This is a genomic window from Prevotella sp. E13-27 (genome assembly GCF_023217965.1).
Classification (GTDB): Bacteria; Bacteroidota; Bacteroidia; order Bacteroidales; family Bacteroidaceae; genus Prevotella.
Genome location: NZ_JALPSC010000002.1, coordinates 1355508 through 1368720, shown reverse-complemented (window position 1 = coordinate 1368720; position 13213 = coordinate 1355508). Strand labels below are relative to the sequence as shown.

Genomic DNA, 13213 nt, shown 5'->3' with positions numbered 1-13213 from the left:
TGAGGGAAGATGAAGATTGTACGCCTGACAGATGAGCATGTCTTCAAGCCGTTTGACTGCGGAGAGGAAGACCTGAATGCTTTCCTTTTGAAGGATGCGAAGTTTTATGCGCAGGGACTTGTGGCCGTGACCTACATCGTAGAGGATGAGGATATGACGGTAGCATTCTTCTCGCTATCCAACGACCGCATCTCGCTTTCTGAATCTGACAAGGCTACTTGGCGACGAATCCGCAACAGTTTCCCTCACCGCAAGCATCGCAGCGACTATCCTGCCGTGAAGATTGCTCGTTTGGGTGTGAACGTGAATGCCCAACATCGGCACATCGGAACGGACATTCTGGACTTTGTGAAGCATACGTTTATCACCAACAACCGCACGGGCTGCTGCTTTGTGACGGTGGATGCTTTGCCGTCGGCAGTGCCTTTCTACGAGCGTAACGGCTTTAAACTGATGCGCAAGGAGAACAAAGGGGATACGATTCCGATGTACTACGATCTGCTGCAGCTGCTGTGATAATCGGGGGCTCACAAATGTGATATATCCTGAAAATTTGAATATACTATATTAAGGTCGGTGCTAACGCATCGGCCTTTTTTTTGTGCTCGCACGGAATCTGGGACAACGGGGTTTCGACTCAGCGGACAAGCCGCTGATATATGAAAATTAATCCTTAATTTTGCACTGTGATTCGAGAGATACTTGGATTCTGAAACATGGAACATGAAACTCTCTTATCGGCCTGTGTATCAAAAATGTATTTACTATGGCAATCAAAGTTCTTGCTTAGGCAAGCAAGGCAGAGCTCGAGCGGACGGGTTCAGACTTGAAACGGTCTTGGAAGAGATGACCAGCACGTGAGTATTTGTGATTGAAGTACATGGCATAAACTACTGCCAGATGCTTGATAGTTGCCCGATGTCTTATCAGCCCTTGTGACTCTGGAAGGAGTTGCAGGGGCGAATTGTTTATAACGGTTTTTACGATGTTTGACGAGGGCGGAAAAGGATGGCATGAGAGATTATGTTAAAAAATGCATAAGATTGTAGAAAAATAGAAATATTTCACTATCTTTGTGCCTTGAAAGGCAAGAAGTCGGGAGGCACCGACATTGCATCGATATTGAAATGTTGAAGTCATAAAGCGACTGAAGACCAGAGTGATATGATGACGACGAAAGAAACGGGAAGTGAATTGGGACGCGACACAAGTATGTGTGGTGACCCCAAGGTGTGGTTTCCGATGAGGGTGACGTATCAGCGGGAGATGAAGGTGAATGCGGAGCTGGACCGGCTGAGGTATATGATGGACCATACGGCTTCACTGGAGCATACATTGACACTCCGCATGTACTTGCGAAAATGAGTAGAAGGACGACTTATATTTGAGGTCAAAACAAAAGGTAGATAATCATAATGGATACAAATATGAATACAATAACGTTTGACGAGTCAAAAGAACATTTCGACAAGTTCGTGAATAATTTCGAGACATATAAATCTATTAATATGTCGGAGTCTGACACAAGATCAAAGCTTATTGATACTGTTTTGATTGATGTGCTAGGATGGGATGAAGCAGACATAAGAAGAGAAGGTCACGTTGACAGCGGTTATTTTGACTACAAAATATCGATAGCTGGCTTTTCTCTGATTATTGAAGCCAAAAGACAGTTTAATGACCTTATTTTGCCAAATCAAAGCAAGAGAAGATGCAAGCTTAATGCAATTTATTCTTCCAATAAAGATGTAATAGATCAAATTCGCCATTATTTAGATGACTGTGGATGTGATATTGGTGTAGTTACAAATGGAAAACAATATATCATAGCCAAATTCATTAATACAAACGGTATTCCTTGGAAAGAGAATAACTGTATAGTTTATAACGGAGTTGAAGACATTCTCAATAATTATGTTGAATTCTGGAATACGCTTTCTAAAGAGTCTGTTATTAGGAATTGTGGCATAAAACAGTTGTTCGATGTAGAGATATCATTCTCAAAAACAGTACTATCATCTATATTGAATAAAGATAATGAAATAGTAAGAAATGACCTTTCGGCGAAACTCGCACCAATTATAGACAAGGTGTTTGGAGATATTTTTAATTCCAATGAAGAGGATGATGATATCGAGTTCATAAAAGAGTGTTATGTCGAAAACAAAGAGGTAATAAAAAACAAAAGAGAATTGAGAGGATTGTTTCGTGACACTCCGCCCAAATTAAATGAAGTGGTAAAAGCTGTTAACTCCGATAGTATAAGTCACCAGATTACGGATGAGATTGAAAACTTCCCGTCGCAATCCTCAAACTCTGCAACCCCCAAACCAATTATAATTATTGGTTCTCGAGGAGCTGGCAAGACGACTTTTCTGAACTTTTTATTCAAGAATGAATCAGACGGGAAAAATTTGAAAGACAATCCGTACTTATTTGTCAACCTAATGAAATACTACACAGGAGCGGATTGTGTTCATTTTGAGAATATCTATGAAGATTTACTAATTCAATTTAGCGATAAATACCCACAACTCAATATCAACTCGTTAGAGGTTTTAGAACGTATTTATATAAGAGAAATTAATCAAAACAAGAAGGGGGTATGGAGATATAGTTTTGAAAACAATCAAGATGAGTATCAAAAAGAGTTGGCATTGTTTTTTAAAGATAAAATGCGTAATAGTCAAGAACATTTCATGGCGATTAACAAGTATCTTACTAGAGAAATTCATAAAAGAATAGTGGTGATTTTTGATAATGCCGATCAATTAAGCGACAAGATTCAAGAACAAGTATATTTGAACGCATGCTCATTGAATACACAAGCTAGATTTGGCGTAATTATTTCATTACGAGAAGGGTATTACTATAACTGGAGGAACAGACCTCCTTTTAATGCTTTCATAAGTAATGCGTATCATATTGCAGCGCCAGATTATGGACAAGTGTTACAGAAAAGGCTTAACTACTTGGTGAAGAATATTCAATTCAGTAAAAACCATTCGTTTACAGGACCCATTAGGGACAAACAATATATGCTTAACGAAGATAAAATTGAAGAATTCTTTACTGGAATAGAAAGCTCATTGTTTGGCGAAAAGAATGCTCCCATATTAGACTTTTTAAGACATATGAGTTTCCCTAATATCAGAGAAGGGCTTAATTTGTTTAAGACATTTCTGATTTCGGGTTATACAGATGTGTCTGAATATGTATTGAGAGTATTGTTTAACAAAGGTGATCATATCATTACTATACCTATTCATGAGTTTGTAAAAACAATAGCATTGGAAAATAAGTTGTATTATAATCATAGATCTAGTAAGATACAAAATATACTCTACCCATCAAGTCCTAATTCTGATTATTTTATTAAATACTACCTGTTAAAAGTACTCGATGAACAACTGTCTTTTGAAGGCAATATAAATAAATTCATAAATTATAGCGATCTACTAAAAGAATTCTTGGATTATGGCTATAGGGAAGATGTTATTAATAAAGAGCTGGAGTCACTATTGACGGATAATTTTATAGAGACAGATAAAGTACTATCTGATATTAGCTGGAATAATTTGCCACAAGAAACATTCTCAATAACAATAACAGCTAAGGGACATTATTATGTGACTGAACTGATAAATAGGTTTTATTATGTTGAACTAATATTGCAAGACACGCCTTTATTCGAGAAAGAAGTTTATGAAAGTCTAGTTCAAAAATTCCCTATTCCAGAGAAGAGTAATGGTAAGAAGGATATGAGGGTCAGAATTGATGTCGTTCAACTTTTCATGGATTATTTAGAGGCAATAGAAAAGAAATCAAATAATGCCTTATTGCAGACAAAATATGGCAGAATGGTTGATAATATGTTAACAGGTGGTTTGAGAAATGACCTCATTAGATTAAGTGCCATTGCAGAGAATCGGTAGGGGGGGCGAAGATCAGGGGTTCTTTGATCCGTTTAACGCTGAATAGGCGGGAATATTGTAAAAGTGGGAATATGACGCAGGAAGAGAGATGGTTTCGACTTTTTAGTGGATAAGTTGTATTGAAAATGTTAAATATATAACTTTTCCGTTGAAAAATGACATGATTACTTGTTTTTTTCGATAAAAAGGTGTATATTTGCAGCGACTTTTAAACAAATGCAGTGGCAACAAAAGAACAAGTAGAAGAATTCCTAAAGCGGCTAAAGGAGAAAATCAAGGTGTTCGACATCATATTCCGGGATGATAGAGGCAAGAACCTTCAAACCCTTGCTGCATTGGAAATAGCACCAACCTATCGAAAGCTGGTCGTAATGAATATTGAACCAGAGGATTAACATCCGATGAATTATCCATTTAAAAACTGATGAATATGATTAAGCAGGTAATGAAAAGTCCGTTTAGCAGTGGTAATGCTGTGCTTCGTTGTGAACCGTCAACCTTGACGTTTCGCAAGGAGGAGTTCTGTTATATCCATCAGTTTTATGAATGTGAGGATACCCATGAGCGATTCACAACAACGGAACTGGATGAAGCGAACATTGCTCAGGTGTATAATCAGTATCGGGCTAAATATGGCATCCCGTTCCCAGAAGAGATCAAGCGCATACGCCAGCACTATGGACTTTCGGCCACTAAAATGTCGACAATCCTAGGTTTTGGCGAGAACCAATATCGCTTGTATGAGAATGGGGACATGCCCAGCGAAGCAAACGGCAAGGTGCTGATGTCGATTATGAATCCAGACTTCTTCCTTGCTTTTGTGCTTAATTCGCGTGAACAGTTCTCTGAAGACGATTTTGCAAAGTTGATGGAGAAGACCAGGTCGTGGAAGAGCGCGAAGCATTCTGAGTTTGAGGTGGAACATGTGTTTAACATCTGTCGTAGAACCATTTATAATGGTTTTGCAACACAGTCGATAGATAAGCTGAAGAACATCCTTTTATATTTTATAGAGAGGGGTGATGGCGTTTTCTTTACCAAAATGAACAAGCTCCTTTTCTATACGGACTTTTTGGCATACCGCTTGACGGGCAAAGGAATGACCGGCCTGTGCTACAAAGCTATTGCTCACGGTCCTGTGCCCTTGCATTGGGATCGCGTATACAGCTTCTATAACGATATTAGCCAGGAGATCGTGCAATACTCTGATGGAAGGGCAGGTACTAAGTTGGTTTCAAATCTATCTCCAGACATGACTTATTTCAGTGAGGATGAAAAGGAGATGCTGGAATATGTTTACCAGAGATTCAAGAAGGAAACACCGACGCAAATTTCGGAAACAAGCCATCATGAGGATGCTTGGAAGAAATACCTGAATAGCGACAGGCTTATCAGTTTTGAAATGGCCTTCTCGCTGAAAGCAATATAGAATTATAAAAATAAAGTTGATACAATGAAGGAGGAGAAGAGAGAGACAAGGATGAAGAGGTATGTGCGATGAGCACATGCCTCTTTGTGGTTTTAAAGAAGACCATAGGTCTGTAAGGAAATACGGATTATAGGAAAAATCGAAAGGAGAAAAAACTTATGGATAAGAACAATCATCAAGAGATTACAGAGGATAAAACAATTTATCCACAGTATCTCAGTAATAAGCCAGAAGGAGTAGACCTGTTTGGCGGAAAGTCGCAAGAGCGGTTGGCATGTGCAATAGCTAAGCATATTCATGCGATTGATATCATGAGAGAACCTATTGTATCTCGTCTGATTGGGCTTGAAGGAAAGTGGGGAAGCGGTAAGTCTAACGTAATAGGTCTGTTACATAAGGAACTGAAGGAAAAATATTATTTCTTCTGTTTTGATGCATGGGGTAATCAAGAGGATTTGCAACGTCGTTCAATTTTGGAATTGCTCACTAAGGAACTGATTGCTAAAGAAAAACTGACTGGTATGACAACGATGCGTGTGCTGAATTCAAACATTGCCGGTCAGATAATAGAGAAAGAATGCACTTGGCCAGAAAAGTTGGAATCGCTGTTGTCGCGGAAGTCATATTCTAAAAATATCACGGTGCCATCAGTTAATAATTGGACAAAGGTGTTTGTTCTGCTTCTATTAGTGACAGGTCTACTGATACCGTTACTTGACCTCGTGGGTAAATGCCTTTGCTGGTGGGCTGATCTTCTAATTATTTTTGGCCCGATTCTGTTTTTCCTGATAATCGCTTGCTGTTGTGGAAAGCTAAGAGACATGTGGGCGATGTATAATACTGACAGTAAAAGCGACACTACGTCTTTTGTTATCAGTGAACAAGAACCATCAGTAAGGGAGTTCAAGGATTGGATGGATGAAATTTCGAAAGGAATCCCCGCTGATGAGAAACTGGTTTTGGTTTTTGATAACATGGACAGATTGCCAGCAAGGAAAGTTCAGCAGTTCTAGTCGCTCATACAGACTTTTTTTGCAGATGATGGATATCCAAACATTTGGTGCATTATTCCTTATGATGAGGAACATCTTGCAGCGGCTTTTTCCGAGGCAGAATATCCTGATGTAAAAATTGATTTACTCCGTGGATACTTGGATAAGACATTCCCTGTAGTATATCGGGTGTCAGAGCCTATAGTATCTGATTATAAGGCGGTGTTTGGTATATTGATAAACAAAGCTTTTGATGATACAATAAGTGGGGAGGATAAGGAATTGATAAGTAGGTGCTATCGTCACGAACGTCCATTGCCCAATGTTAGAGAGATAATTGCATTCTTAAATGAGATGGTGGCGTTGACATTTCAATGGGGCGAGGAAATACATCCCGTATCAATAGCCATTTATACGCTGAAAGAGGATGATATACTGCGCAATCCCCAAATAGAGAAAAATGATTCCAAAGGAACAGGAAGACAAAAGGTTAGTACAGAGGAGTTTATTCTTAACCAGGAATATTTAACTGGCTATAGTCAGATTCTTCTTGGAAGTGATGTAATGAAGCTTTTACCCAAGGAGATTTCGGCATTGGTATATGGTGTTAAACCTGACGATGCGCTACAAATAGTTATCAGACGTTATATTCGTAACTGCTTTACAGGGGCAGATAAGAACCCTGCCATCAATAAGTATGTAGACAACGGTCAGTTTATGACCATGCTCGAAGAGGAGGTGCATGATGCTGAGGTTAATAGTTATGTTACGGCGGTAAAACTGATAGGACAGATAGATGAAAGCAAACTGACGGCAGATGGTAAGCTGGTGCTTGCTAAGATATGGAATTATTTTGGTACTCGATATATTACCCGGAAGCAGAAGACTTCGGAGTTTGCTGATTATGAACAAACCATCTTCAGCCATTTGCCGCAGGAACTGGCAGAAAGTTGTTCAGCAACATTCTGCAATAGTATTATTGAAAATAACGAAGTGGATGGTGGCTCATTGTTCAATCAATTGGAGAAACTGTTTATCTGTGATTTTGCTTCGAAGTTTGAGATAAGTAAGATATGCCCAGCAACAGAGATTGACCCCAAGAGATTCATTGACTATGTAGAGATGGCTGGCGATGGGTATCAGAAGTATCCCATAAAGGCTAAAGCGTCTGATGTTAACAAAGTGTTGAAGGATAACATAGGAGATGAATTCCCTTATTTTTCGACATTAATCTATCTGAAAGATGATGAGAACTATACCGTAAAGGAGGTAGATGACTATGCCATTAAAACATTGAGCGAACAACAAGCTAATGCGGCATTAGCCTATCAGCTGATATGCATACAGGATATATTCCATGACAAGCTGCAAAGCAAAGTGGATGCCACTTATATACAAAAGTTGTGGCAGGAAGTACAGGGAGATAAGAATAAGCCACAGTATGACGAGATATTTGTGTTGAAGGCTGCCACTTCGTTGGAACAGCTCCCCGAAGACGATAGTCATGTTGAATTGTTTACGAAGAAGGCTCTTTTCTACACGAGTACAGCTCAGCTTATGAAAGATGTTGTGGCGAATAGAAATTTGAACTGCTGGAAGTTTGCGGTGAAACGCATGGTAGAGAAAAAGGTGCATGACGGCAAGGCGGAGTATCCAGAGTTTATAGAGAACTGGACTAATCTTGTGAGCATTCTTACAGTGTCGAAAGAAACGATGATAGCTTTTGCGGATTCTTGGGGTGTTATAGAAATACCCGAACAAGAGAAGACTAAAGGCTTTTTTACTCTGTTGAATGACGTGAGTTGGATTGATGCGTTGCTGGCTTCAGAAACACCATTGGCAAAAGCGCTTCTTGAAAAGTGTGTAAACGAAATGATAGATCAGAATATTGGTCAGTTTGTACAAACCAATACAGCTAATCATACAAATACTAATTGGGACAAGGCATGCCAGAAATTGATAGGAACCAAGTATCTGAAGGCAACAAACTTGGGAACTCTGAATAAACTAGCGGAGGCATTGCTGGACTTTGTGGCTCGAAATACGGCGTTTAATGATGAGACTTGGAGGGCGCTTTTAGAAAAGGTGAAGTTTGCTTCAATATCTACCGCTGTTAATGAAATACGCAGCAAGGTGCTAAATGGCCAAAGCGGTTATGCGATGACACCGGATAAGTTTAAACGGTTACATACTTGGCTTGAAAATGCAGAAATGAATACGGCGGAGCGTTGTACTGATGCTGCAAATAATGTGTTGAGCAAGGTAGTTGATAATGCAGAATGTCAGAATATAATAATTGCCAATAAGGATTATTACAAGCCTATTATTGTGAATACGGTAGTATCTGCATCTTCTCTACATGATAAATTGAAAATGATTGTTAATGGTGAGGGCGCTTTCGCTGAGTATATACGAAGCATTGTAAAGTATGAGGAAGAAAAGACTGAAAGTAGCAATGAATGATAGATCTTATGACGCAAGAAGAACGTTGGATGGCAAAGTACAATGAGGTGGTTGAATTTATAAATACCAACCACCGAAACCCGTCACGTCATCGAATAGAAGAACATGATATGCTCAATTGGCTAAAGGCCAATAGGAAGCGATTAAATGCCGGAGAGATGAAACCGGAAAGAACTGTCGCGTTCAAAGAATTGCTTGCATTATGTGAATCATATAAGAGAAAGAATCAATACGAATAGAATGAGAAAAGTCAGCCGTGGGCTGGCTTTTCTTGGTTTATTTGCAATGGGTTCGAAGAAAAAAGTGAAGATTTTGGGTGGTAAGGTTAGAATATTGGAGAATAAGTTGTATATTTGTGGTGAAAAGGCTGCGGCTGTGTTGCAGTATAGGGGACTATGGCAAATGGGGAACCGCTGTATAAATTAAAAAGAGATAATTATGGATTTATCCGAGTATAAGCAAAAGAGCGTGTACATCGTTGAATTGGAAAATAGGTATGCAGTTGAAGAATTTCTGCTTGGGAAGCATTTTACCATACGTGTATCCGAAAACTGTGCTCTGGAAGTGGTTATACCAACAGTTTACAGAAAAGATTATTTCGATGATATCGGTATGCCTGAAATGCTCCCCAAATATGGTCTAGATATTGAGAAATGGGGTAAGATTGATAATTATGTGACCATCAATGACGTGACTACCATTAATGCCTCTGTCTCGGCAGTATTAGTTATATGCTATACAAAGGATGGCGCAGATGGATTATATTCGGGTGTCATCCAGAATATGGCGAGGAAAGTATTGCATGCCTTACATGTTTTCAACCCACACGTAATTAGAGTTAATGCAGATACAGTGCCCAACGACTTGTGTGAGATAAACTTATCGGCTGCAATAAAGGAAAATGGGAAGTGGCTAGGTGAGATAAGAATGTCGCCGATGCTCATGGATGACAGGGCACCGAGACTAACTTTTACAGACATAAAACGAGCAATAAGAAGTTACGATAAGACAGTGTCGGTGCCATACGAGATGTTAGACAATGCCCGTGTTAATTTAGTTAATCATGATACAAGGGCTGCGGTGCTGAACTGCGCTACCGCAGTAGAGGTTGCGTTGAAAAAGAAACTTATAGACTATCTGGAAGGTAATAATGTGCCAGATAAATTAAACAAGTTTGTATTAAAGAAGGCAGATGGATTTGCGAAAGTGGTAGAAGTGCTAAAGAAACTATCTATACCTTTGAAGGATATGAACGACGTGAAAGCGCATGTAATGGATGTGAGGAATAATGTAATACATAAAGGAGATACACCAACCCATGAGGAAGCTCACAAAGCATTGTTATGCACAAGGGAGGCTTTGGCTGATTATGAAGTTGGAATGTTTGACTGAAAATATTATATGAAGAGATGGCATTGGTAGGAAAAGAAACTGCGAATAATAAGGCAAAGTTTGTACAGGCAAGACAACCGGACACACCGCACCAATTGTATCATTATACCAAGCTGAAAAATGTTTTTAACATGTTGGATGTTGGTAGTAAGAGCGTGTGTTTCTGGCTAAAGAACAACAAGAACAAGAATGATGCGAAAGAGTTAAAATATGGTCGTGAACTGATGGAAAAGGTGAGGGACTACTATCGGTCAGAAGGCCAGCCTTCGTTGCTTGACCTGAAAAGGAAATACCCAATGTCGAACATCCGTCAGATAGCCCGATTGATGCACAAAACAGCCGACGAAGTGAAGGAGGATATCTTTGGACTTCACTTCTCGAAGGACAACCATAGATGCTTTGATAAGTTGAAAAGGGATATGTCGTAATGTGGTTTGTGGTATGTCAATGCCATCAGTAATAGCTACAACAAAAATTGGTAGATAAGCCATAGTGTATATGTCACCTGTATCGTTGAAACAGAAAGAATCAAAGGAATGATAGTGAATCAGTGCATTTTTCCCGATGTTTTTGCAGTGTTTGATTATTTGACCAGAGAACAAGGATGGAGTTTTGGATTTCATACGGCACCGCAGTTTGAGGTCATGACGCTATACGATAATAGATTGGCAGCGGCACCCATGCCGATGTCCCCATTGTTTCGTGGCGAGAGTGAGTTTCATGAGAGATGCCTGCCGTCACTGTACAGAAGAGAGTGGACACCTTTACAGAAGTTAGAAAGGCAGATACAACTGGAAGATTTTAGGCTAATACTGCAAGTGAACCCTGTAATCAAGGAGATGGAAGAGGGGGGACTGGAAGTAAACTATAACGGGCTGGCACAGCACTATGGTATTGAGACGAATATCCTGGATTTGACAAATAGTTTTCTGGTCGCAGCATTCTTTGCCACAACGACCTATGATCCATTGATGGATGTGTACCGTCCTATATTGCACACAGTATCGTCTGGTGTAATATATTTCTTTCCGACAGGACCTTTTATGAACTTTGGTTCTGATGCACCGATATGGCCGATAGGTATGGAGGCATTGCGAAGGCCTGGCGAACAGAGAGGCTATGGTGTGGAGATGGATGGAAGGCATCGAGACCTAAACCATTATTCTGGCGCGCACATATTCCGTTTCTGGCATACGCCGCAAGCTTCGATTGAGATATGGCAGAGGACACAGGGGAGTGTCGCATTGTTTCCGTATGACCCTATGGCTGAAAAGGTGCGAAATATGCGTAAATATAGAATCTATAGTGAAGAAGGGTTGAGATTGGCTCTTGATAGGATATCTGTCGAGATGGGGTTTGACGAGGCTCGCCAGAAGTTGGAACGGATGGGATGTACCTTCGTGAAAAAGTTGCCGTTTGCTTATACAGAGAGGGAAATTGTGTATATCAACGACTTGTTTCGAAAGATGTATCCCGGACACTTTGAGCAAACAAAAACAGATTAAGGAATTAAAAGAAATGGGAACCATTATCCATCATTATACAAATATCGAAGTTCTGTCTTTGATACTAAAGAATAGAACGCTAAGGTTTAACAGGCTGAATCGTGTGGATGACCCAGAGGAAAGCAATTTCATTTCCAATGGGGTAAATCTAGGACCATATACGTTTGTGTCTTGCTGGACGGAGGCGAAGGAGGAGAGTATACCGATGTGGAAAATGTACACGAAGGAGAACTGGGGCGTACGGTTGTCGGTAGTGAAGGAAGGATTGTTTAAAACCTATACAGAAAAGGATGGATTTAGGCATAATGGGTTGGTGGCTACGAACTTGGGGGCACCAATACAATTTCTGTTCTCTGCAGAGGTGAGATATAGTCAAACGAAATATACGCCCCCGTTTCTGACAACGGACTATGACGGATGCGGCTTCTACAGAAAAATAGAGTATGTGGATGATGTGCAGCAGTATGCTGGAGATTCAGTCGATATTGTAAGACATCCCAATGGGAAAGGTTCTATTTGTATAAGGTTTGACAAGGTTGGGAGTTATAAGAACAAAAGGTGGTACTTCCAAGAAGAGTTGCGTTTTGTGCTATACTTTATGCCAGGTAATTCTCTTGCAACTTTCAATACTGCTGCGTTTGATATGGAGCAGAACAAGATGATTACAAGTATCATTCAGAACAAGGATCTGGGATTCTCGTATTATGACATGTGCCTAAGTGACCAGGCGATGGAGAATCTTGTGATAACCATGAGTCCGCTGAGTGATAGCGCGCAATGGGCGATAGTGGAGGCGCTGAGAGATAAGTATGCGCCAAAGGCTGTGATCAGGAGAAGTAATTTAGTTGGGAAGTTGGCGAGATAAAGCAATGGGTATGACGCAGGATGAGAGGTGGTTGGCAAAATACAATGAAGTGGTTGAGTTTATAGAGAGCAACCATCGAAATCCTTCGCGGCATAGAATAGAAGAGCATGACATGCTGAATTGGGTGAAGGCGAATAGGAAAGCTCTTAATGCTGGGAAGCTGAAAGAAGAGAGGGTGGAGAAGTTTGGAATACTTCTGGAATTGACGGAACTATATAAACGGAAGAATCAATATGAATGATTGCGAAGGCTTTTGGGGTGAAAGCCAACTGTGTCTAAAACGGTAAAAAATGTAAAAATAGGGCTGATTTCTGATCGAAATCGGCCTTTTTCCATGAGAATAACGTTAAAAAGGTTGTATGATTACAACCATTTAGAAAATATTTTGTATCTTAGCACCCGAAATAAGATTGATTTGTATCGTATGAAGTATCTGAATATCAAAAAAGCACTGGCTGCTTGGCAGGAGTTGCAACCTCTATCGGAGAAGGATAGGGAGAGGTTGAGCCGCAGGTTTACCGTGGACTTTAACTACAACAGCAACCATATAGAGGGTAATACGCTGACGTATGGACAGACGGAGATTCTGCTGCTGTTTGGTAAGGTGATCGGATTGTGTCATCGTCAGATGC

12 protein-coding genes and 1 pseudogene are annotated in these 13213 nt (G+C 40.1%); all 13 read left to right on the top strand.

Going from position 1 to position 13213, the window contains the following annotated elements; translation table 11 throughout:
- Positions 1-9: 9 nt before the first annotated feature.
- Positions 10-516, top strand: coding sequence for a GNAT family N-acetyltransferase (locus M1L52_RS14755; protein WP_248615787.1), 507 nt, complete (start codon positions 10-12; stop codon positions 514-516).
- 648 nt (positions 517-1164) lie between these two features.
- Positions 1165-1365 carry a hypothetical protein gene (locus tag M1L52_RS14750; RefSeq protein WP_248615786.1) on the top strand — a complete coding sequence of 67 codons (201 nt, stop codon included), beginning with the start codon at positions 1165-1167 and terminating at the stop codon, positions 1363-1365.
- Between the two features lie 62 nt (positions 1366-1427).
- Positions 1428-3935, top strand: coding sequence for a P-loop NTPase fold protein (locus tag M1L52_RS14745; RefSeq protein WP_248615785.1), 2508 nt, complete (start codon positions 1428-1430; stop codon positions 3933-3935).
- Between the two features lie 221 nt (positions 3936-4156).
- Positions 4157-4330, top strand: a complete 174-nt coding sequence (locus tag M1L52_RS14740) for a hypothetical protein (protein WP_248615784.1) — start codon at positions 4157-4159, stop codon at positions 4328-4330.
- 35 nt (positions 4331-4365) lie between these two features.
- On the top strand, positions 4366-5364 hold the full coding sequence (locus M1L52_RS14735; RefSeq protein ID WP_248615783.1) for a type II toxin-antitoxin system antitoxin SocA domain-containing protein: 999 nt from the start codon (positions 4366-4368) through the stop codon (positions 5362-5364).
- A 158-nt stretch (positions 5365-5522) separates the two neighbouring features.
- Positions 5523-6377, top strand: coding sequence for a P-loop NTPase fold protein (locus M1L52_RS14730; protein WP_248615782.1), 855 nt, complete (start codon positions 5523-5525; stop codon positions 6375-6377).
- A gap of 138 nt (positions 6378-6515) precedes the next feature.
- A complete protein-coding gene (locus tag M1L52_RS14725) occupies positions 6516-8819 on the top strand; it encodes a hypothetical protein (protein ID WP_248615781.1) in 2304 nt (767 codons plus the stop codon).
- 438 nt (positions 8820-9257) lie between these two features.
- Complete coding sequence (locus tag M1L52_RS14720) at positions 9258-10211, top strand: hypothetical protein (protein WP_248615780.1); 954 nt, start codon at positions 9258-9260, stop codon at positions 10209-10211.
- Between the two features lie 131 nt (positions 10212-10342).
- Positions 10343-10639, top strand: a complete 297-nt coding sequence (locus M1L52_RS14715) for a hypothetical protein (RefSeq protein ID WP_248615779.1) — start codon at positions 10343-10345, stop codon at positions 10637-10639.
- A 216-nt stretch (positions 10640-10855) separates the two neighbouring features.
- Positions 10856-11716, top strand: a complete 861-nt coding sequence (locus tag M1L52_RS14710) for an FRG domain-containing protein (protein ID WP_248615778.1) — start codon at positions 10856-10858, stop codon at positions 11714-11716.
- A gap of 205 nt (positions 11717-11921) precedes the next feature.
- The gene (locus M1L52_RS14705) at positions 11922-12581 is read left to right on the top strand and encodes a hypothetical protein (protein WP_248615777.1); all 660 of its coding nucleotides are present in this window, start codon (positions 11922-11924) and stop codon (positions 12579-12581) included.
- A 4-nt stretch (positions 12582-12585) separates the two neighbouring features.
- Positions 12586-12822 carry a helicase associated domain-containing protein gene (locus tag M1L52_RS14700; RefSeq protein WP_248615776.1) on the top strand — a complete coding sequence of 79 codons (237 nt, stop codon included), beginning with the start codon at positions 12586-12588 and terminating at the stop codon, positions 12820-12822.
- 183 nt (positions 12823-13005) lie between these two features.
- A pseudogene (locus tag M1L52_RS14695) lies at positions 13006-13194 on the top strand (Fic family protein); the annotation flags it as partial.
- Positions 13195-13213: the final 19 nt, after the last annotated feature.

Coding starts and splice junctions, on each gene's coding strand:
- M1L52_RS14730 (WP_248615782.1), top strand. CDS start 5,523: ATGGATAAGAACAATCATCAAGAGATTACAGAGGATAAAACAATTTAT.
- M1L52_RS14720 (WP_248615780.1), top strand. CDS start 9,258: ATGGATTTATCCGAGTATAAGCAAAAGAGCGTGTACATCGTTGAATTG.
- M1L52_RS14700 (WP_248615776.1), top strand. CDS start 12,586: ATGGGTATGACGCAGGATGAGAGGTGGTTGGCAAAATACAATGAAGTG.
- M1L52_RS14750 (WP_248615786.1), top strand. CDS start 1,165: ATGATGACGACGAAAGAAACGGGAAGTGAATTGGGACGCGACACAAGT.
- M1L52_RS14710 (WP_248615778.1), top strand. CDS start 10,856: ATGACGCTATACGATAATAGATTGGCAGCGGCACCCATGCCGATGTCC.
- M1L52_RS14745 (WP_248615785.1), top strand. CDS start 1,428: ATGAATACAATAACGTTTGACGAGTCAAAAGAACATTTCGACAAGTTC.
- M1L52_RS14755 (WP_248615787.1), top strand. CDS start 10: ATGAAGATTGTACGCCTGACAGATGAGCATGTCTTCAAGCCGTTTGAC.
- M1L52_RS14705 (WP_248615777.1), top strand. CDS start 11,922: ATGTGGAAAATGTACACGAAGGAGAACTGGGGCGTACGGTTGTCGGTA.
- M1L52_RS14715 (WP_248615779.1), top strand. CDS start 10,343: ATGTTGGATGTTGGTAGTAAGAGCGTGTGTTTCTGGCTAAAGAACAAC.
- M1L52_RS14735 (WP_248615783.1), top strand. CDS start 4,366: ATGATTAAGCAGGTAATGAAAAGTCCGTTTAGCAGTGGTAATGCTGTG.